Genomic DNA, 22,883 nt, shown 5'->3' on the forward strand with positions numbered 1-22,883 from the left:
ACAGGTCTGTCTCAACCAAGAGGCAGGCCTTTTTATTTGCGGCTATTGAGAAGAATACCCACACCAAGAACCAGAAAGATAAGATGTGGCAGTGCAGCAGCAAGTAGTGGATCAATTTCTCCCTTTCCGCCAAAAGGTTCTATGACTTTCATCATAACCAAATAAAGAAAACTGACCGCGAGGCCGGCTGCTATATAGAACCCTTTGCCTCCACTGCGTTTTACCGAAGCCAGGGCAAAGCCCACAATCATGACTACGATAATAGAGAAAGGATAGGCGTATCGGCCATATAGTTGTATTTTGGGAAGGTCAACATTACCAGCCCCGCTGCGTTCTATTGACGCAATGTAACTTTCTGCTTCCGGGTAGGTGAGCTGGTAAACATCAGAGGTTTTACGGGCCAGATCGCGTGGTAAAATATTAAGGGTAGTGTCAACAGAATCTATATGAGTAGTTTTATATCCTGTTCGGGTAAACTGTTTTTCTTCGATATTCTCGAGCTTCCAGCTTTTACTCTTGTGTTGCCAGATTATTTTTTGAATATACAGCGTTTTACTGATGCTGTCGCCTTTAAAGTTAGTAACTTCCACGCGGTGTCCAATGCTATCGTCGGGGTTAAAATAATTGATTTTAAAAATAGATTGTTCTGATTCTTGACGAAAGATCTGATTGCGATCTACGCGGTCGTCATTACCACGCAGATATTTAGATTCAAATGTAATACGGTTTTCGTTGGCGTCGGGTATCACAAACCCATCGAGGTAACTGATGGATATAGCTGCGATAGAAGCAAAAATAAGATATGGAATCAATAGTCTGTACAGACTAATACCGGCGGCTTTTAGGGCAATAATCTCAAGTCTTTCAGTCATTTGGCCGGTAAGGTACAGGCAGGCAATAAATGCTGCTACCGGGGTTATAAGTCTCACCATTTCGGGAATATAGTTTAGGTAGTATACGCCGAATATTTGGGCAAAAGTGGCTCCCTTGTCGGTAAAATCTTCACTGTTTTCTGAAAAATCGATGACAATAAAAATAATTACTAGTGCAACAATCACGAAAAGAGTGATCACCAAAAGCCGGGAAAATATATATTTATCTATTTTTTTAGCCACGATTTTTCCACAGATTTGAAAACTTAAAGGAGGTACAGAACCGAATTGTCAAGTAGAGTCCAATAATGCCCAGTAAAATATTAGAAAACCACATTCCGGTAAATGGGGTGATAAAAAGTCGGTCGGCAAGTTTTTCGCCTTGAATAATTGAAATCCAATAAAATGTTAGAAAAATAGTACCAATGAGGGCGGCATAACCTAAATTTCCTTTTTTAGTATACATGCCGATAGGAGCTCCAATTAATACAAATACGATACATGCAATTGGTATGGAGAACTTTTTATGAACTTCTACCAAGTATTGCGCAATTTTGCTAATTCTCCATTCGGTATTAGTAGCAATATCACTGAGCTTAGATTTATAGTTGCGCAAGAAAGTAAGTGCATTGGATTTAAGGTGCTTTTGCTCACTTCTTGTTTCTAAGTGTTGTAGAGCTATAAATTCACTTTTAACTTTTTTTTCTAAAGTATCAGTAGTAATAGCTCGATTAGGTATTCTATTGTTTGTACTTTCTTTATATGGGATTATGTGAGATTTGTCATCCAATATTGATTGTTTTTGTGCTACTATTGCTTTTTGTAGAGAATCAACAACCGTCATCATGGCTTTAATATCCATTGTACGATCGTTGCGAGAGCGATTTTCTGGATTTGACCTAGAAAATGCTAATTCAGACAAATCAAAGCTGATGCGATAACGATTGAAATCAGTTTCTTCGAATACTTTAATGGATTTCTGGTCTCGTCTGTGATCCATTTTTCGCAGTATACTCCCATCTTTCAAATAAAGAGTGAGTGTTTGACCGTCTGCTTCACTGTTAAGGTTTCCTTTTTGGGCTTTGATAATCGCTTCTTTGCGGTTTCTGGTAGCATGCTGAAAAATTGTAACATCATGTAGAGAATCAGATTCATGAGTAATGCGTTCGACCAGAAAAGTATAGTTGTCGATGCCTTCATAAAATTCTTCAGGTTTTAGGTCGAAGCCGGGCTTTTTGAGTCGAATATCGATAAACAGGGAACGAGCCCGTTGGTTGGCATCGGGTAAAACATCATTAGAGAACCACACCAAGAAGATGGAGAGTAAGGTTGCAGCAGTTAAAACCGGGGTGATCACGTGGAAAGGGTTAATACCGGCAGCACGGATGGCCGTAAGCTCATTGAGTTCGGTAAATTTACCATAGGCCATAAGACAGGCGACAAGTACAGCCATGGGTACGGCCAACACTACCATTGAAGCCAAGTTCGTGACAATAAGTTCGAGAATAATACCCAAGGGCAGCCCTTTACCGACCAACATGTCGATATATAAAATTAAAAACTGCATCAGCAGCAAAAACATCAGGGTAAAGAAACAGAAAACAAATGGGCCTAAATGTCGCCGAAGTACGTCAAGTTGTAGCTTATTCGGAATAAATCTCATAGTATTGATCTGTTGAAGAACCCTTAAATTAGGCCTATACTCCTATTTTACAAAACAAATAATTAAGATGATTTTTTAACTTTTATCAAAAGTATTTATCCATTATAATATTGCGACGACATTTAGTACAGATCAAATCTTTTAAGTAAAAAGGAGCTGTGTATAGGAAAACGCTATTACTGATTTATTGACGTTTTAATACGTAAATTTATTCTACAACCGTTTCGTGCAGCTCAAAGTTAATACATCAACTTTTATATATTCTTTTCTGTGCCTGGGAATACTGTATCTGTATCCACAGGTGGGGTATGCACAGCAGCCAGATTCTTTAGGTTCGGTTTCCCAGGATTCCCTGGGCCGGGTTATTCGCTTGCCGAAGGCTTCATACCCATTTCCGAAGCAGCCGCCTAAGTTGTTTTACATTCAAAATCCGCAAGAAAAAACGTATATACAACGCGATTCTGCCGGAACCTATTATAGCCAGCGTTTGCTCTATCAGATGCAAGTGGCTCATCCCTATGTAATGAGTTTTGATGAGTATGCAGCGCGCAATAAAGAGCATGCTTTGCAAAACAACTGGGAACAGCTAATTAATGAAAGAGAATCCCGCGAGCAGAAAAAAAGGGGGTTGTTAGATTTTAACCTCGACATCCCCGGCGCCGAAGAGTCGGCTTTTACTACAATTTTCGGAAAGCCGAAGGTTAACCTCAGTATTAACGGGACGGCCAATATGAATGTTGGGGCTTCTATCCAAAAAACCGAGAATACAGAAATTCCGGAAGATCAACGTACCCAGGTTGATCCTACTTTTGAACAGAGTTTAAAACTAAATATTCAGGGAACGATAGGAGATAAACTTTCTATCCAGACAGATTGGGATACTGAACGGGATTTCGATTTTATGAACCGGCTCAATATTGTTTATGACGGTTATGATGATGAAATTATACAACGTCTGGAGTTGGGGAATGTCTCGATGCAGACAGGAAATTCTCTTATTCGCGGAGGTAATGCCCTTTTCGGGGTAAAATCAATTGCTCAACTCGGCTCGTTTAAGCTTACATCGGTACTATCGCAACAAGAAGGTGAGGGGAAAACAGAAACAATTACGGGTGGTGCCCAGGAACAAGATATCTCAATTCGTCCCGGTGATTATGAAACAGATCGACACTTTTTTCTCGATTTCTTTACTCGCCAGGAGTTTGAGAAGAACGTATCGAATCCACAACAGACAGGCCAGGCCCTGCAGCTCGTGGAAGTTAACCTCTGGGCCTTGCGTGAGGCTTCACAATCTGTTGAGGGTGAACGGCAGGCCATAGCATTGGGGCCGTTGGGGGTAGATGAGGGACCGCCAGGCCAGTTTGCTCGCCCTGATGATGAACAAGACCAATTTTCTGATGCTCTCCTAAACCAATATCGGGATCCGGCCGAAGGGGTTTCTGCTTCAGATTTTGGGGTGGATCCTTCACAATTTGTGGAAGGTTATTTTGTGCCTCTCCAAAAAGGAACCGATTACGAGCTGCGAGCAGATCTTGGTTATATTTCATTAAAACGGAATTTAGGGGCACGGCAGGCGTTAGCAGTGTCATTCAAATATCGCGATCCACAGAGTGGTCGAACAATAAGCGTGGGTGATGTGAGTCAAGGTGGCGGAGGTCGTATATACCTTAAATTGTTGCGCCCCCAGACGGTTACAACAACCAATGATTTGTGGGACCTGATGATGAAAAATGTATATTCTCTCGGGGTCTCAAATATCACTGCCGATGGATTAAATATTGATGTAAAATTCACCGAACAAAATGTTCCCAGCAGTTCGTTGCCGGGGCGCAATACCGTGTTATTACAAGATCTGGGCTTAGACCGCGTAGATCAGCAGGGGGCACTAAACCCGGACAATAAAATTGATTTTAGCACGAATGTGTTGAACCCGGCCACGGGGACCTTGACTTTTCCCTATTTACAGCCCTTTGGTGATCGAATAGAGGAGCTACTTACAGAGGCTGGAATGGGGAATAATAGAATCCAGGCGCTCACTTTTAATGAGTTATATGAAGAGAAAAAAGTGAACGCTAACCAAGAGTCTAAAAACAACTTTTATGTTGTTGAAGGAATTTCGAAAGGGAGTATATCTGCCAGCTATTCTCTGGGATATTCGTTAGTTGAAGGATCCGTCAAAGTTTTTGCAAATGGTCGCGAGCTCCAAGAGGGTACCGACTACGCAGTAGATTACTCCATTGGCAGTATCACAATTTTAAATGATCAATATCTGCGGCAGGGGCAAGAGATTAAAATTGAATATGAAAATAATCAGCTTACCCAAATTGGTCAGAAATCGTTTACGGGAATTAGGGCAGAATATGAGTTTACGGATAACATTTCTTTGGGCAGTACCTTTTTTAAGCTGAAAGAGAAACCGCTGCAAGATAAAATACGCATCGGAGATGAACCGGTTAATAACTCAGTTATTGGTGTAGATGCAAATGCTCATTTTGATACTCCCTGGCTTACGCGCTTAGTTGACGGGATACCCTTTCTGCAGACAAAAGAACGTTCGATGATGTCTTTTAGCGGTGAGTTTGCGCAGTTGCGTCCGGGTATTGCACAGACCAGTGCCGTAAATGATGCAATAGAGAATAACAGGTTATTTGAAGATGAGGAAAATGGGCTTTCTTTTATCGATGATTTTGAAGGATCGGATATTGGGCTGAGTTTTAAAAACCCTTCGCGATGGTCTTTGGCGGCTGCTCCTGCTGCGGTACCGGGGTATGGGCCGGATGAAATATATTTCGAAGATGATCCGCCGGAAAATCCATCTACCAATTTGGTTGATAAAAGAGCACGTTCAGATCTTCGTAGTCAGCTGGCGTGGTATAGTATTCCTCAAAATATTGATAAGATTTTAGGCGGCGTTTCTTTTACGCCCGAATCGGAGCCGGTAAGTGTTAAGGATGTTTTTCCTAACAGGGATGTGTTACGGGAAGAAAATTTTATTCGAACGATGGATGTATATTTTGATCCCACCGAGCGCGGGCCTTATAACTATAATGATAACCTTAAAAACCTTCTTGAAAATGAAGAAGAACGCACCTGGGGGGGAATGACAACCACACTGCCTTCGGGACAAGAGGATCTAAGCCAGAATAATATAGAGTTTTTAGAATTTTGGGTACAATCGGTATTGCCCGACGGTAAAAGTCCAACGGCCCAGGATCTGCAGGATTATGAGGGTAAAATATATATCGATATAGGGGTGGTTTCGGAAGATGTAATACCAAACTTTAAGACCAATACCGAAGATGGGTTGGTGCGCAATCCCAATGATCTGCAAGAGGATAATATCGGGGGCGATGCCCGCTCTTTTATCCCGGTTCCACCACCGGCCCCAGAGGGGCAGTTTGCAAATGAAACGCAAGAAGAGGCCGATGTGGGGTTAGATGGAGCACCTAATTCGGAGGGAGTTGACAATAAAAATGAACAAAACCTCTTTTCCGATTTTATAAATAATATGAAGTCGCAATATGGGGGAGCAAGCAAAGAGTTTAGCAGAATAGTGACGGACCCCTCAAATGATGATTATTTCTATTATGGGCAAGATGAGGTGGATGGGAAACCATTGCATAAACGATTTCACCGGATGTTTGGCTACCACGATGGAAACTCTCCACCAAATGAAGGTGATAAACGTGCCGTAACCAATAAGCCTGATACCGAAGGGTTGATTACCCCATCGATTGTAGAGCAGAATAATGCTTATTTCCAGTATGAAATTGATTGGAATCCCGCTGATTTTTCTGAGCTTGAACCGGGTACAGAGGGAACTTTTATTGTTGATAAAGTAGACGGTCCTAAACAGCAAGATCGCTGGTACCAGGTTCGTTTACCACTTGAAGATTGGGTGCGAAAAGTGGGAGGTATCCAGAATTTTCAGAATATCTCGTATATCCGGGTTTGGCTTTCGGGATATGAAAAACCGTTTACTTTGCGTTTTGCCACCTTTGAACTGGTTGGTAGCCAGTGGCGAAGAGCCGAAAATGTGGGAGATGAACAAGGACCATTGCAGGGGGAATTTAATATATCATCTGTCAACATTGAGGAAAACAGCCAGCGTGAACCAATTCCTTACCGGCAGCCAGAAGGGGCTATTCGTGCAAAAAACAGGGGGCGACAGCGCCAAACGATTGAAAATGAACAATCCATTGTAATGGATGTTGAGAACCTGGGCCCCGGAGAGTTGACCATGATGAAGCGGGTGTACCCCGGTGGGCTAAATATGGTGAACTACTCCAATGTTCGCATGTTTATTCATGGAGAGGGATATAAGAACAGGGAGGATGCTGAGCTGGTTATGCGTTTTGGTACCGATTTAACAAATAACTATTACGAGTACCGGCAACCTATTTCACCTACAAACAAAAACTTTCCATTCAGTTCAGATCCTATCGGAGAGCTGGGACAAGCAGAGGTTGAGCTCGAGGCCGAAAAAGTATGGCTCTACGACCAAAATAGCATGAATATTTTGTTGAGGGCCTTTAATGAATTAAAACAGCTGAGAGATCAGCAGGGGGGAGATACAGGCGAGCTGTTTAGCTGTACAAACTGTAGTAAACTCTTGAAGAATGCAGCACCGGGTGCCAGTATAGCCATAAAAGGGAATCCTTCGTTAGATCGTATCGGGGAAATTGGTATGGGGATTCGTAATCCGTTTAACCCCGAAAATCCCTCGGATGGGGGAATATCATCATTAAGCGGGCAGTTTTGGTTTAATGAACTCCGGGTATCCGGCTTTGACAACAAGAAAGGATGGGCAGCAAAAGCTAAGGGCGAAATACAGTTTGCTGATTTTGCCACCTTTAATGCTAATTTTAACCGTGAAACGGACGGTTTCGGTTCATTAAGTTCGGGACTGGGGCAACGTCGGCTATCGGATGTATTGGCCTACGACCTTAATTCAACGGTGAATATTCATAAATTTATCCCAGAACGTTTTGGATGGAATATTCCCGTTTCCCTTTCAACCCGGCAGTCATCATCTACGCCTCGCTATTTACCTAATGCAGGGGATGTTCGACTTTCTGATTTTAAAAATGCGGTAAATGCCAGAAATGATATCGGGGAGCAAGAAAAGCAGCGGCTTATCAATCAAAAAATAAAGCAAAGCCAAACAGTTACAGAAAGTTATTCGGTCAATATTTCCAATGTCTCGAAATCTCGGTCGAAGTCTGATTTCGCCCAGTATACTCTGGATAAGACAACGTTGAATTATGTATATAACACTACGAAACGGCGTAATCCTCAGTATTCTTTTCAAGATAATTGGAATTACAGCAGCTCGCTGCGCTACGATGTAAATTTTCCGAATACAAGGCTCTTTCGGCCATTTGGGTTCCTCGGGGAAGTACCCATATTGCACCCGCTTGCAGGGTTGCAATTAGGGTATACGCCGGCCTCTATTAATGCTTCGCTAGGTATTGATCGCGAATATGATGAGCAGCTTCGCCGATTCACTGCGGGTGAAACCGAGTCGAAAGTACAACAGTCGCATAGCTTTACGTACGATACAGAATTTGGGCTCGGATATAATTTTACGCCCTCTATAAAAACCACTTTCCAAAGCCGATCGGTATTTGACCTTTCCAGGGCAGGTATCAATGGGGCGGGGACGGGGGATCCGCTTTCTGATTCAACAAAATATTCGGTCAGGCCTACCTTCGATGTGCTTAGTGATGTTGCCTTTGATACCCTTTCACCAAGAAGAAGTAACTATGAGGAGGGATATACGGCCGGCTGGCAACCACGGTTAGGGTCTATTAAAGCAATTAACTGGATCAGTTATTCGGCGAACTACGGAGGGGGCTATCAATGGCGAAATAGTTCCAGGGGATCGCAGCTGGGAGCCAATGTGTCGAATAATCTGACGCTAAATCAGTCGTTGGATTTCGACATACGGAGCCTCTTTAATAAAATGGACTGGTATGAAAACCTGCAAAACGACGATAGAAATAAGCTGCAACAACCAGTTGAATCCGATACTACGGAGGCGGGGTACTCACAGAATGATTTCGGCGAAACGTTAGCTGAAATTGGCAAGAAGAGTCTGGCAGCCCTATTGAGCATACAGTCGCTTGAGTTTTCTTTTGATATTTCTAAGAGCTCGCGGCAAAGCGGGTATGCCGGTAGTTCCCAGTTTTTTCAAATGTTTTCAAATTCGGACCAGAATTATTCGCCGCCTTTTTCTTATCGTACCGGTTTGGGGGATAAAATTGCCCGGTCACAACTCATTGATAATCCCAGTGACAATTCCAGTCTTCAGTTACCATCTAACCGAAATTTAACTGATAATCTAACCGTAGGATCGCGTTTTCAGCCGTTTAAAAATTTATCTATCGATTTAACATGGAACTCTGAATGGCAAAAAAACAGATCTTCTTCAATTACGATAGATCCCAATGAAAATATTAGCACTGTTAATTCTAAAAATGGGACGATCCGGTCTAGTGTTTGGGCTTTCGGCGGAGGGTACAAAGATTTCTTCAGAACACAATTAAAAACTGCTTTTAAGGATATTAACAAAGGGTCAACAGTTATCAGCGATTCTTCCGGTAATAGTGACGGACGCTCTGTATTAGACCGTAACACGTTACAGGAAGATTTCCGGCGAGCATATTTGAGTGTGGGGAATGGAGGTGTTGGCAAACAGCATTTTACACCATTTCCTTTACCCAATTGGCGGGTTACCCTAACAGGAATAGAATCGGTGATTCCTTTTTTGGGTAACTTGATGTCACGCGCTTCTTTAACACATAACTACAGTGGGCTGTACCGTTTAGGATGGGAATTTAATTCTGACACAAGTCAGCTGCCAGCCCTTTCTTTAGGAGCCTATTCGATTGTAAATAAACGCCCTGCATATGAGCCGAAAAGCATTAATATTGAACAACGATTTAGGCCTTTACTGGGATTAAATATTACCTGGAAGTCAAATTTGCGTACTAATTTACAATACGAACAGAGCAAAGTGACAAGCTTGACCTTATCGAACTCTACGGTTATCGAACGCATATCGAAAGGCCTGAAGTTATCATTATCCTATACTATCAGAGGGTTTAAGCTCCCGTTTTTTCCGCGTATCGACAACGCAGTAGACTTCAGTTTAAATGGCAGCTATATCGAAGATGAGGAGAAAAAATATCAGCTGAGTTCTGATCTCGATCAATCATTATCAGCAGGGCCTGATGATATTGTAAAGGATGCTGCTGATGCTGATTTTTCCGGAACGGTTACCGGGGGACAGTCGAGAGTTAAGGGAGCGGCAGTAATCGGATATCGTTTTTCACAAACCATTCAAGCCAACTTTGAGTACAATTACAGCAAGTTAATCCCCAAAACATCAGGGGTTTACGGCCGCACTGACCACGATATTCGTTTTAACATTGTGGTATCTATCCGTTCTAATTAACAGGAGGCTTTGAAAATCTGATAAGTAACAGCTTTGAGGGTGCTATGTTCACGTAAAAAATTGAAACTACCCTTGGTAAAGAGGTACATTTTCTAAAGGCTTTAAGAGTCTTTATTGATAATGGTAATTCCAATACCAATGGTCGAAAGAGTCATCATTAGATAGGGCAGCCAATCTCCAAAACGGGTATAAAACGTTTGGGATGTTAATACCGGCACATCGTAGCGGAAGGCAGTTTGTTGCCAGTAGGGCGTTTCCACTTTAATGGATCCGTCGGGGGCAATAATGCCCGAAATGCCGTTATTGGCACTGCGTACTACCCAACGGTCGAACTCTATAGCCCGCAGACGGGCGTAGGCAAAATGTTGTTCATGTCCGCTGGTATTGCCCCACCAGCCGTCGTTGGTGATAATGGTTAGGTAGCCGGCATCTTTTTGAACATACTTTCGAATCCAGCTGGGATATACCGAATCATAACAGATAAGGGCGGGGGTTTTGGTCACCCCAACGTTAAACTGTTTTGCCTGATATCCTTTGCCATAGCTTTGGTTCTGTGCCCAATCTACCCATCCGAAGATATCGATAGCGTTAAGAAAGTGGACAAAGGGGACACGTTCAACAATAGGTACTAAATTATGCTTTTTATAGACCTCAACCGTACTGTCCGGCTGGAAAGCGAGAGCGGCATTAAAAGGTAGGAATGGTCCGTATTCTGATTTATACGGAAGCGGGGGTTTTTGGGCTTCACTGTAGAATTCATAAAATGTCGCTCCACTGATAATAGAAGCATTCCAACGGTCGGCTTTTCTTTTAAGCTGCCCTTTTGTGTAATTTGATGTTCTGCTGTACGAAGGAATATTGGCTATATCAGCTTGGATCGCATTTTCCGGCCAAACCACTACTGATGTGCTATCAGTACGGGTAGAATCGGTGATCTTCAGAAGATGGTCTTGGGCTTTTAACGAGCTTGAAAAACCACCATAGCGTTCGTAGGAGTCAAAATTAGGTTGTACTACAACTACCTCTTGTGTGGTCTGAGGATTGGTTTCCGTTTCAAACAGAACAAAGCCCAGCGACCAGAGGGGGAAAAGTAGTACAGCAGCAATTCCAATTCTAAGACTGGTGCTGTCAGATTTTTTGATGAACTGATATGCGAGAGCAGTACTAAATATCACCCAGAAAGAAATACCCCAGAATCCGGTTATGGAAATATATTGAACCAGATCAGGAACGTTGGACCAGGCATTGGCTATTGTAAGCCACGGCCAGGCCAAATCCCAATGGTGGTGCAGGTATTCAAAGCTCATCCAAAAAGCCGTTTGGAACAGCGCAATAAGCCAGGGAGCAATATCCTTTTGCTGTACCTTATACTGCAGTATAACGGGGATCGTCATGACCGCACTATTTGCTAATATCGCTGCTACTCCGCCCCCAATAGTGGCCATCACCAACCAATAAGTAGTAATGATATTCCAGATCAGAAACGCCGGGTAGGTCCAATAAGCAGCTTCGCGAGCCGAGTTAGAAAGATCTATAAGACGAAAGATCAGTAAGAAAGCCGGGAACACGAGGAAGGGCATAGGTACCGGGGGGTAGCTAAGTCCGAGTAAAATACCCGCAGTTAGGATTAAACTCCATTTCAAATTCCAGAAATTTTCTAATGATGACTTCATTCACTATAGCTTTTTGGGGCGATGACGACCACAATTTCGCCCTTAATTTCATCTCGCAGTTCAAAAGTATCGGATACATGTTTTAATGATCCTCGGACAACCTCCTCAAACTTTTTGGTAAGTTCACGACAAACAGCCGCCATACGGTGGTCACCCATATATTTGCGCAGCTCTCCCAACAGTTTTTTTAGCCTGTAAGGACTCTCGTACAGTATAATTGATCGTTCTTCATCCACTAGCTGTTTAAGCTGTTTTTGACGTCCTTTCTTTTGTGGAAGGAATCCCTCATACACATATTTATCGCAGGGCAGGCCGCTTGCTACAAGAGCTGTTGTTGCTGCATCGGGACCCGGAATAACGGAAACCGTGTGCCCTGCTTTGTGTGCTGCTCTTACTGCTAAAAAGCCTGGATCGGAAATCCCAGGCATGCCGGCATCAGAGATAATAGCAACATGTTGTCGGGCATCCAGTATATTCAGTACATGTTCTACCTTTTGGTGTTCATTATGAGCATGAAATGAAAAAGTCTGAGCTTCTATACCCAAGTGGTTTAGTAAAACACCGGAGGTGCGGGTATCTTCACATGCTATATATGAAACTTCACTTAACACTTTTCGAGCACGCTCAGAGATATCTTCAAGATTTCCAATAGGGGTAGCAACAATGTAGAGAGTACTCAATGGTTATTTTGGATAAATATTAGCGGTTGTGTTAAAATCCCACAGAAAGTAACAAAAACTAACACACTATTTCGACTGTTAGGCCAAAAACCTTAGGCTGAATTTTAGGTGCAAAAGGTCTATACTTAATGGTGGTGTTTTTGATGAAATGATAAGACCGTTATTTATTGTTATCACGCTTTTCAAACAGTATTAACCAACAATATTTAAAAGTATTATGGCAGATTTTAATCCTTCGGGACTTAATCATATCACTATTCGTGTTAATGAGATTGAACGGGCAGAAGAGTTTTATGGCGATGTATTAGGTTTTGAGCTTATTAGGAAGATGGGGAAAAGCATGGCGGTGTACCAGGTAGGCGATGAAGATACGTTGGTACTCGTTGAAGCTGAAACCAGTTATGATCCATCATCCCGTGATTACCGGGTCGACCATTTCGGTTTTTACCTGGAGTCGGAAGAAAAAGTGGATGAAATGGCCGAATATTTCCGCGAAAAAGAGATATCTATTCTTAGTGGACCGGCGAATAGAAAGCGAGGACGGTTTTTATTTATCTCAGATCCCGACGGAAATATGATTGAATTCTTTTACGAAGAGGATGAGTAATAGTGGAAAAGAGTGCCTTTTATGACTAGGAAGGGAATATAACTGACACTCTGAATCTTTTTATTACAGCAAATTACATTCTTCCGTAACTTTGTCACCAGACAGGGGGTGGGAGCGCTGTGGCATGCTATTTGCATTTTTCAGCACACAGAAACAAAAAGTATTTTATAACGACAGAAACAGAATACATGAGCGAATCGAACGAAAAAGTAACTGAAGAACAAAAAAACGACGAAGAGCAACAGTCGGCAGAAGAACAGATTGCTAAGTATAAAGACTACGAAGCTGATGAACTTCGTGAGTTATTAGTTGCACGAGATAATGAGGTTGAAGAATTAGAGCAAGCCCTCAATGAAGCAAAAGATTCACACCTCCGCAAAGCTGCTGAGCTTGAAAACTATCGGAAGCGTGTGAAGCGAGAACGCTCACAGATTTATGAGCAGGCCCGTGCAAAAGCTCTTGAAGATTTTCTTGATATCAACGATGATCTCCAACGTACCCTGACTGCTGCTGAAGATCTGGATGTTAATGAGACATTTATGGATGGCGTACTCTTAGTAGCAAACAAATTCAACGAAGTGCTCGACAAGCACGGTGTTGTGCGTATTGATGAAGAAGGAGTACCGTTTGACGTGGATCTGCACGATGCTATGATGCGTCAAAAGCCACAAGATGATGATATCGGCAGCGATGTAGTACTCAATGTCGTGGAGAGCGGATATCGTATTGGAGATCGTACCATCCGTCATGCAAAAGTAATTGTAAGCGAATAATTTAAGGTTAAGTACACTCAATTCATGTCTAAACGAGACTATTACGAAGTACTCGGTGTCAGTAAAGACGCCTCAGAAAGCGAAATTAAAAAGGCCTATCGAAAAAAGGCCATGAAATTCCATCCGGATAGGAATTCGGATGATCCCAATGCTGAGAAAAAGTTTAAACAGGCCTCCGAAGCCTATGAAGTGCTGGGAGACTCAGAAAAACGGCAGCGATACGACCAATTTGGTCACCGTGGTGTAAATGGAAGTAATGGCTTTGGTGGCCGGGGAGCTGGATTCGAAGATATCGGATTTGAAGATATATTTAGCCGATTCAGTGATATTTTTGGCGGTGAATTTGGAGGAGGCGGTCGTTCGCGCGGACGTCGTTCTACGGGACAGCCCGGTGCTGATATGAAGCTGCGCATTGAACTTTCTCTTGAAGAAATTGCATTCGGTACCGAGAAAAAACTAAAGGTCAAAAAGCAGATTAAGTGCGACGAATGCAACGGCACCGGTGCTGAGACTGAAGAGGATTTTGAGACCTGTGGCACCTGTAATGGTATGGGAGAAGTACGACAGGTACGTAAGACCATGCTGGGACAGATGGTAAATGTACAACCTTGTCCCGAATGTAACGGCGATGGCCGAATCATCCGCAATAAATGTTCTAAGTGTAAGGGCGAAGGGCGTTATCAAGGCAAGGAAACGGTGAAGGTAAAAGTACCTTCTGGAGTTTCTAAAGGGAATTATATTACCCTGCGCGGTAAAGGAAATGCCGGAAAGCGCGGTGGCGAAGCCGGTGCTCTCGTCGTATTAATTGAAGAAAAAGAGCACGAGCACTTTGAGCGAGATGGCAATGACATCTACTACGATCTTGTGTTAAGTGTACCTGATGCTATCCTGGGAACGGAAGTTGAAGTGCCCACTTTGAAAGGCAAGGCCAAGATAAATATTGAAGAAGGTATCCAGCCCGGTAAGCTGCTCCGAATGAGTGGTAAGGGCATCCATGGACTCAATCGTTCAGGTGTTGGCGATCAATATGTGCGTGTTAATGTGTATATCCCCAAGAATCTGACTGATGAGGAGTTGGAGCATGTTGAGGCCCTGAAAGGAACGGAGCACTTTGATGCAGAAAATAAAGAAGATGACGGGAAAGGATTCTTTAACAAAATTAAGGATGTCTTTACTTAACTGTTGGTAATCATAAATTTGATTAGCACACTATAACTGGTTGCAATGCTCTGCGTTGCAACCAGTTGTTTTTTGGCCCCCTTGTTGTTTTTTCCTTGTGCTGACTCCACCTTGTTGTTACCCTGCAAGCATGGAAAGAGACTTTTTTATCAAGAAATTAGCTAGAAATATAGCTGGGATTCTCCGATTGGTTATATCTGTTTTGTCCAGCACAGTCAGTAGATAGGCGTCCCTCTCCCTGCGAACAGTAGGGAGAGGCCAGGAGTGGGTCAGCCTGCCCGTAATAACAGTTTTTGGACTTGTGGTGAGTGGTAGATCAATTTGGTTTCTTTTCAACGTAGTTTTAGGTAGTACCGGTTAACCGCTTGTTCATCCATTCATCAAAAACATCGGCAAAACGTTCAGGAGATTCCGGATCCATGTTAAAATAGAGAGATGGTTCAATGAGCTCCAGCTCCATCAGGGCAAAACTGTTTTTAGCAGTGCGTACATAATCAGCGCGTGTGTAAAGGGGCAGGGGAGTAATGTTATTGAGTGTCTTACGAGCAATCGTCAGCAGCGATTTTTCAGGTTCTACTTTGTTTAGGCGCCCTCCGTGTTCTTCTTGCACGCGAAAATCATCTGTTTTAGGAGTTTTGAGAATGGTATGGCTGTAGGTATCCCCAAAAAAGAATACCGAAAACTCTCCTTCTTCAACGATGTTTTGCATAAAAGGCTGTACCAAAAAGGGACGATCTTCAAAAACTTCTGCCAGTTCTTCAAGATATTCGGACTGATTTTTTTGTTTAATCCAATAGGTATTGTCAGCTCCGGCGCTGATTGTGGGTTTAACTACAATTTCATCGGTCTCAAGCTCATCAAAGAAAGATGGTAGCTGCTCTTTATGAAATTCGTCTTTCCACAAGGTAGGTACAATTTCGATTCCATCCCTATGTAAGTCTTGCAAATATCGTTTGTCAATATTCCATTTCACGGTATCCAGGCTGTTTTCAAGAATAGCCGATGAGGCGTCAATATCTTTCAATACCTCGATAAATGCTTTTGGGGCATCTTGGTAGTCCCAGGGAGTGCGAATTATAACAGCATCATATTGATCCCAATCTGTTTCTTCGTTGCGCCACGAAACTTCATCAACCTCCCAGCCTCGATTTTTCAGAGGTTCATAAAGCAGTTCATCATAGACTTCAAAATCGTCGAGGTTATCCATCGACAGAAATGCGCAGCGTTTCATGATAGTGGCAGTGATTCAAATTTAGAAATTAGAGCCAAATATAATAGGTGGTTACTGAAGGGCAAAGAAAAGATCGGGTGATTAGGATAAAAGTTTGAGAAAGGTCTCAGGGTGAGCGTTATTTTTTATACTTTAAGTCAAATTATTTTGAACCAGAAGATTGAGTTATGAGAAAACTTTTATCAGCAGTTTTTGTTTTTTTGTTAATCTCATCGGCCTATGCGCAAGATGAGAAGGATGAATGGGATGTGAATGATCCCGGCGGACCTCATAAAGAGATTGAATTCTCTACCACCGAAGGAACGTGGATGAATGTCGATGTAAGTCCGGACGGCGAGAAAGTGGTTTTCGATATGTTGGGCGATATCTACATAATGTCTATTGACGGTGGTGAGGCCGAGGTGCTGCGCGAGAACCTAGCCTATGAGCTTCAGCCGCGCTTTAGTCCCGATGGCAGCAAGATCTCTTTTACCAGTGATGCCGGCGGTGGTGATAATATCTGGGTGATGGACGCAGACGGTTCTGATGCTCACCAAGTAACTGATGAGAGTTTTCGATTGCTCAATAACGCCGTTTGGACGCCTGACGGTGATTACCTGATTGCACGAAAACACTACACTTCAACGCGTTCTTTGGGCGCAGGGGAACTTTGGATGTATCATCGATCAGGTGGATCCGGAATTCAGTTGGTGGAGAAAGCTAATGACCAACAGGATTTAGGTCAGCCTTATCTTTCGCCTGATGGACGATATCTGTATTACAGCCAGAGTGTGTATCCCGGGGGGTATTTCCAGTATAACAAAGATCCCAACAGCCAGATCTATGTGGTTAATCGGTATGATCGCGAAACGGGAGAGATTGATCGTATTACGGGTGGTCCCGGTGGTGCTATCAGTCCCACTATTTCGCCGGACGGTTCCAAAATGGCCTTTATAAAACGCGTTCGTACCCAAAGCGTGCTCTATGTCCGTGATATGGAGTCCGGTATTGAGCGGCCGATTTACGATGATTTGAGCAGAGATCAGCAGGAAGCATGGGCTATTTTCGGTCCTTATACAAATATCGACTGGACGCCTGACAGCGAAGAGCTGGTATTTTGGTCAAAAGGAAAGATTCGAAGGATAGATGTAGAGAGCCAAAAAACAGAAGTGATTCCGTTTGAGGCAGAGATCAAGCAGAAGATTTACGAGGCCGTAACATTTAAGCAAAATCCGGCCCCGGATACGTTTACTGCGAAGGCGATTCGTCATGCGGTAACCTCTCCCGATGGAGAATATCTCGTTTTTAATGCGGCTGGTTATCTGTGGAAAAAAGAGTTACCAAATGGCACGCCTGAACGGTTAACTGACGAGCAGAATTTTGAATTTGGTCCCGCTTTTTCTCCCGATGGAGATAAGCTTGTTTATGTGACATGGAGTGATACTGACCTTGGTGCCATCAAAACGCTAGACTGGAAAGATGGTGATGCCGAGCCGAAGAAGCTGACCAGTCGTAAAGGTATTTATCGAAATCCGTCGTATTCACCGGATGGAAATACTATCGTTTATCGACGTGAAAGTGGAAACAACCATCAGGGTTTTGCCTATACTACCAAACCGGGTGTGTATACGATGTCTGCTTCGGGTGGAGAGGGAGAACTATTGTTTGAAGGCGGTTCAGATGCGATCTTTAGTGCCAATGGAGAGCGCGTCTTCTATCTTGGCGGAAGTTATCTGGATAACTCCTACGAAAGTGTGGATCTGACGGGGAATGATAAGCGTGTCCATTTCACTTCCAAATATGCAAATAATTTTGTACCCAGCCCCGATAACAAGTGGATAGCCTTTAATCACTTGTTCAAAGTGTATATCGCCCCTATGCCGAAAGCAGGGACAGATATTACACTTGGCCCCGATACAAAAGCAATTCCGGTGGCACATGTGGCCGAAGATGCGGGAATGAATTTGCACTGGTCGGCTGACGGACAAAAATTACACTGGACGCTCGGACAGGAGTACTTCTCTGTAGAAGTGCAGGATGCCTTTGAGTTTTTGAATGGGGATTCTGGCAAAGAGTTGCCATTAGATTATAAAGAAGGCGTGGATATAGACCTGGAACTGGCCCTGGATAAACCAGAGGGCGTATTAGCCTTTACCAATGCCCGTGTGATTACCATGAATAAAGATCGCCGTGTGATCGACAATGGGACGGTGGTCGTTCGTGATAACCGCATAGAAACCGTTGGCAACAGCAGCGAAGTTGAGATCCCATCTGATGCAAAGGTTATTGATGTGGAGGGCAAAACGGTAATGCCGGGTATTGTGGATGTGCATGCCCATATTGGAAACTTCCGGCAAGGATTAAGTCCCCAGCAGCAGTGGGAGTATTTCGCAAATCTGGCATACGGCGTCACTACGGCACATGATCCGTCCTCTAATACGGATATGATCTTTTCGCAAGCAGAGGCTATTAAGGCCGGGAATATGGTAGGTCCCCGTATCTTTTCAACAGGACATATTTTGTATGGAGCTGATGCTGAGTTTAAGGCCCCCATCAACAGTTATGAAGATGCGAAGTCTGCTATTGAGCGAACGAAAGCCTATGGTGCATTTTCGGTGAAGAGTTATAATCAGCCACGACGAAATCAGCGTCAACAGGTGATAAAAGCGGCGCGCGAGCTCGAAGTAATGGTTATGCCGGAAGGAGGTTCGACCTTTACACATAATATGAGCATGATTATGGACGGGCACACAGGCATCGAGCATAATATCCCTATTTTTCCCGTTTACAAAGATGTACATCGCTTTTGGAGTGAAAGTAATACCGGATATACGCCAACATTGGTGGTAAACTATGGGAGTGTAACGGGTGAATACTACTGGTATCAAAACACCAAAGTATGGGAAAAAGAACGCTTGCTTAATTTTACTCCTCGAGGTGTTGTGGATGCCCGTTCTCGTCATCGCAAGATGATACCGCAGGAAGAATATGAAGCCGGACATATCAAAAGTGCCGAGATGACAAAGAACTTCCTCCGTAATGGGGTAAATGTAAATCTGGGAGCTCACGGGCAGTTGCAGGGACTCGGGGCTCACTGGGAACTTTGGATGATGCACCAGGGAGATATGAGCAATATGGAAGCCCTGCAGGTAGCCACTATTAACGGGGCCAAGTATCTTGGGATGGATCATGAGCTCGGTTCTGTAGAAGAGGGCAAGCTGGCCGATCTAATCGTGATTGACGGTAACCCGCTTGAAGATATCCGTGTTACTGAGCAGGTAACACATACCATGGTAAATGGTCGTCTGTACGACGCTGCTACTATGAACGAAATTGGATTGCGCCAAAAAGAACGAATGCCATTTTGGTGGGAACAGCACGGGTATCCTTCCAACTACGATTGGCATGCCCAGAGTCATGGACATAGCCGCCTACAGTGTGGTTTCGGTTTCCAGCCGACATACCTGGCTGAGTAAGTATATCATTTAACTCGTTTAGCAGTTTGATAAATGGCTAAAACCGATATATACCCTTCTTGTCATCCCGGACTTGATCCGGGATCTCGTGGTGGTATCCAATCTTGATTTGTTGTAAACGCTAAACGTGTTATCATTTAACGTCATTTCAGGGGGATCACAAAGCAATTTGTGGTCCCTTTTTTATTGGGATGGGATGTTCAGCTTTTTAAACATATACAGGTGATCTCGAAATTCACCTTCGTAATGGATGGCATCGGGGATGCGCCCGCCTTCAACAAAGCCAAACTTTTCAAGGAGTTTAATACTTGTTTCATTACTGTTGATGAGGATAGCTACCACAATACGATAGGGAGCCGAAGAGCAGAAATCCAGCCCGTACTGCATAAGCTTCGAACCAATGCCCTCACCGTGATGATTGTAATCTACATAGTAGCTGATCTCCACAACATCATCGAGGGCTTCGCGATCGGATCGGTAGGGAGAGATTGAAAGCCAGCCTATAACGTCGTCATCCTGCTGATAAACAAAAACGGGATATAAAGTAGAAGAATGGTTATTAAACCAACGTTTTCTTTCCTGAAGTGATAGTGGTTGAGTATGAGCAGTGCGTAATCCGTCTTCAACAGCTTGATTATAGATCTTGTTGATAGCGTTGAGGTGCTCAGACTGTGCAAGACGGATCATAATTCAAAGTTCACACTGCAAAAAGTGAGACGTTAAATCACGATTATTTAACGCTAGATCCTTTTTTGTCTTTGATTTCTTCTTTGCGGCTACAATTTTCGATATCATTACAAGCACCAAAAAAGTGCAGGGAATGTCCCGAGATATTGAAATCGTGCATCTTTTCCATCATCGTTTTTATCTCTTGGATACGGGGATCACAAAATTCCATTACGGCTCCACATTCTTTGCAGATGATGTGATCATGCTGTTGGTAGGCATAAGCACGTTCGTAATAATATTGGTTTTTACCGAACTGGTGGCGTTGAACCAAGCCGCATTCAACCAGCAGATCCAGCGTGTTATAAACAGTAGCACGAGAAACACGCGTACCGCCATCTTTCATGTTAAAGAAGATATCGTCGGCATCGAAATGGCCGTCGGCCTGGTAGATCTCTTTAAGAACCATAAAACGTTCGGGCGTTTGCCGTTGGTTATGTTCTTTGAGATATGAGCTGAATATCTCTTTTACTAAATCAATTGTTTCTTCTTTCGCTGGATGCGCCATAGGTCAAAATTTTTTTCTTTAATATAAGGATTTGGAATCCCTAAAAAAATAAGATCGAATCCTCTTTTGAGAAGCTGTACTGAATTTTCGTTTCAGAATGTTATATTCGAACAGTGTTTTTCAAAATGATAGGGGTATCTACGATTTTAAAAGTAAAATAGGTGACTTTATGCCAACAGTTGTAGCTTTCGAAACGTTGACTGAATTATTTTTAAATTTAAGAAAGAAATATGAGGGTACACAAAAAACAGCTTTTGCCCGAAAACCTACCAATGACTCTGATTATGAGACCATAAGCTGGGATCAGGTTTCTGAAGACGTGAATACTATGGCTGCATATCTTGTAAGGCATGGTGTTGAGGCAGGAGACCGGGTAGCCCTTTTGAGCGAAAACCGCTACGAGTGGGCCGTTGTAGATTTAGCGTTGCAGCTTATAGGCGGCATTAATGTATCGCTGTATACCTCGTTGCCTCCCAATCAATGTGAATATATTTTACAGGACTCCGAGGCAAAAGTTTTTTTTGTTTCTACCGGTATACAGTTAAAAAAGGCGAGCCAGGTGTTCGATAATTGTGAGCATTTAAATCAAGTTATTGCTTTCGATACGCCTAATATCGAAAGCTACTTGGATGATCCCTATGTAAAGCTCTACGAAGAGGCTATGAGCGAAGGGCTTAAGATTTTTCCAAAGGAGGAGCAAGAAATCCATGATCGCAGTAAATCTATCACTCCCGAGGATCTGGCTACGCTTATATATACCTCAGGAACAACAGGTAAGCCCAAAGGAGTAATGCTGACACATCGCAATATTGTCAGCAATATTAAAGCTGCGCACCAACGTATTGGTATTAACGATGACGATCGTTGCCTGTCGTTCTTACCATTGTGCCACTCTTTTGAACGTACGGCCGGATATTATGCTATGATGGCGGGGGGAGCCGAGATATACTATGCTGAAAGTGTAGATACTGTGGCGGCAAATATGACCGAAGCGCATCCTACTATTATCATCAGTGTGCCACGCTTATTTGAAAAAATCTATAACCTGGTAGCAAAAAGTATTGAAGAGGGTACGGTAGTAAAGAAGAAAATTTTTGAATGGGCACAGAATGTTGGTCAAAAGTATGCCGATGGAAAACGAGGCTTGGTATCAATACAGAAAAAATTGGCTGATAAACTGGTATTTGATAAACTCAAAGAGCGTACCGGCGGGCGTATTCGCTTTTTTGTTTCCGGTGGAGCTGCCCTCCAGGCAGAAATAGGTCAATTCTTTATGGCTGCAGGGTTGCATATTATTGAGGGATATGGTCTTACGGAAACTTCACCCGTTATGTGCTGTAATACCTATGGCGATGAAAAGATGGGAACAGTAGGCAAGGTATTGCCCGGGGTTACTGTAGCGATTCAGCGGTTAGAGGACAGTACGATTATCTCGGAATTAAGTGGTGAAGATTACCCCACCGATCAAAGTTCTGAGCAGGGCGAAATTCTCTGCAAAGGTCCCAATGTAATGGAAGGGTACTGGAAAAAGGAGGAGGAAACTCGCGAGATGGTTGATGAAGAGGGGTACCTGCACACTGGAGACGTCGGAAAGTTTGTGGATGGGAAACTAAAAATTACTGATCGCATTAAGCATATGATCTTAAATGCCGGGGGGAAGAATATTTATCCCGGCCCCATTGAAGATATGTTTAAAACCAGTAAATGGATCGATCAGTTGGTTGTGGTGGGAGAGAAACAGCCCTACATGGCGGCCCTTATTGTTCCTGATTTTGAGGCTCTTGAAGCCCATGCCGAAGAGCAAGGCATTGAGTATGATGCCATAGAAGAACTTTTAGAGAAAGAGGAAATTCAGAATATCTATCGTAAAGAAACACGAAGCAGATCGCGTGAGCTTGCTTCGCACGAAAAAATACGGGATTTCCGCTTGGTTAGTAATGAATTTACGGTAGAGACCGGAGAGCTAACACCTACGCTTAAAATTAAACGTAGGATTGTGGAAGATAAATACGGACATCTTATTGATGACATCTTTTCCGACTAGGATAGTTGAGTGA

At 43.2% G+C, this 22,883-nt stretch carries 13 protein-coding genes; 6 read left to right on the forward strand and 7 right to left on the reverse strand.

All coding sequences use genetic code 11. From position 1 onward, the window contains the following. Positions 1–32 precede the first annotated feature (32 nt). Both G3569_RS00320 and G3569_RS00325 read right to left on the reverse strand, forming a co-directional pair. On the reverse strand, positions 33–1,115 hold the full coding sequence (locus tag G3569_RS00320; RefSeq protein ID WP_165264909.1) for an LptF/LptG family permease: 1,083 nt from the start codon (positions 1,113–1,115) through the stop codon (positions 33–35). Then, a complete protein-coding gene (locus tag G3569_RS00325; RefSeq protein ID WP_165264911.1) occupies positions 1,108–2,535 on the reverse strand; it encodes an LptF/LptG family permease in 1,428 nt (475 codons plus the stop codon). The genes G3569_RS00320 and G3569_RS00325 overlap by 8 nt, the downstream gene beginning before the upstream one ends. Before the next feature lie 226 nt (positions 2,536–2,761). Here G3569_RS00325 and sov point away from each other — a divergent pair, with 226 nt between their 5' ends. Next, positions 2,762–9,994, forward strand: a complete 7,233-nt coding sequence (gene sov / locus G3569_RS00330; protein WP_205719960.1) for a T9SS outer membrane translocon Sov/SprA — start codon at positions 2,762–2,764, stop codon at positions 9,992–9,994. 101 nt (positions 9,995–10,095) lie between these two features. Here sov and lnt read toward each other — a convergent pair whose 3' ends face one another. Next, positions 10,096–11,667, reverse strand: coding sequence for an apolipoprotein N-acyltransferase (gene lnt, locus G3569_RS00335; protein WP_165264915.1), 1,572 nt, complete (start codon positions 11,665–11,667; stop codon positions 10,096–10,098). Beyond that, positions 11,664–12,347, reverse strand: coding sequence for a 16S rRNA (cytidine(1402)-2'-O)-methyltransferase (rsmI, locus tag G3569_RS00340; protein WP_165264917.1), 684 nt, complete (start codon positions 12,345–12,347; stop codon positions 11,664–11,666). The genes lnt and rsmI overlap by 4 nt, the downstream gene beginning before the upstream one ends. A 217-nt stretch (positions 12,348–12,564) precedes the next feature. On the opposite strand from rsmI, the gene G3569_RS00345 reads away from it, so the two are divergent. The 3 genes from G3569_RS00345 to dnaJ all read left to right on the forward strand — a co-directional run bounded on the left by G3569_RS00345 (position 12,565) and on the right by dnaJ (position 14,906). Continuing rightward, the gene (locus G3569_RS00345) at positions 12,565–12,954 is read left to right on the forward strand and encodes a VOC family protein (RefSeq protein WP_165264919.1); all 390 of its coding nucleotides are present in this window, start codon (positions 12,565–12,567) and stop codon (positions 12,952–12,954) included. A gap of 188 nt (positions 12,955–13,142) precedes the next feature. Further along, positions 13,143–13,727, forward strand: coding sequence for a nucleotide exchange factor GrpE (locus tag G3569_RS00350; RefSeq protein WP_165264921.1), 585 nt, complete (start codon positions 13,143–13,145; stop codon positions 13,725–13,727). A gap of 24 nt (positions 13,728–13,751) precedes the next feature. Then, a complete protein-coding gene (gene dnaJ / locus G3569_RS00355; protein WP_165264923.1) occupies positions 13,752–14,906 on the forward strand; it encodes a molecular chaperone DnaJ in 1,155 nt (384 codons plus the stop codon). Between the two features lie 343 nt (positions 14,907–15,249). On the opposite strand, the gene G3569_RS00360 is transcribed toward dnaJ, so the two are convergent. Continuing rightward, on the reverse strand, positions 15,250–16,137 hold the full coding sequence (locus tag G3569_RS00360; protein WP_165264925.1) for an ATP-grasp domain-containing protein: 888 nt from the start codon (positions 16,135–16,137) through the stop codon (positions 15,250–15,252). 167 nt (positions 16,138–16,304) lie between these two features. Here G3569_RS00360 and G3569_RS00365 point away from each other — a divergent pair, with 167 nt between their 5' ends. Beyond that, positions 16,305–19,592, forward strand: a complete 3,288-nt coding sequence (locus G3569_RS00365) for an amidohydrolase family protein (RefSeq protein ID WP_165264927.1) — start codon at positions 16,305–16,307, stop codon at positions 19,590–19,592. 183 nt (positions 19,593–19,775) lie between these two features. Here the strand turns inward: G3569_RS00365 and G3569_RS00370 are convergent, their stop codons facing one another. Both G3569_RS00370 and G3569_RS00375 read right to left on the reverse strand, forming a co-directional pair. After that, positions 19,776–20,279 (reverse strand): GNAT family N-acetyltransferase, encoded by a 504-nt coding sequence (locus tag G3569_RS00370; RefSeq protein ID WP_165264929.1) that lies wholly within the window; start codon positions 20,277–20,279, stop codon positions 19,776–19,778. A gap of 43 nt (positions 20,280–20,322) precedes the next feature. Then, entirely contained in the window at positions 20,323–20,826 is a 504-nt protein-coding gene (locus tag G3569_RS00375) for a Fur family transcriptional regulator (protein ID WP_165264931.1), read from the reverse strand. A gap of 169 nt (positions 20,827–20,995) precedes the next feature. On the opposite strand from G3569_RS00375, the gene G3569_RS00380 reads away from it, so the two are divergent. After that, positions 20,996–22,870, forward strand: a complete 1,875-nt coding sequence (locus G3569_RS00380) for an AMP-dependent synthetase/ligase (RefSeq protein WP_165264933.1) — start codon at positions 20,996–20,998, stop codon at positions 22,868–22,870. Positions 22,871–22,883: the final 13 nt, after the last annotated feature.

It is taken from the genome of Fodinibius halophilus (assembly GCF_011059105.1).
Taxonomy (GTDB): Bacteria; Bacteroidota; Rhodothermia; order Balneolales; family Balneolaceae; genus Fodinibius; species Fodinibius halophilus.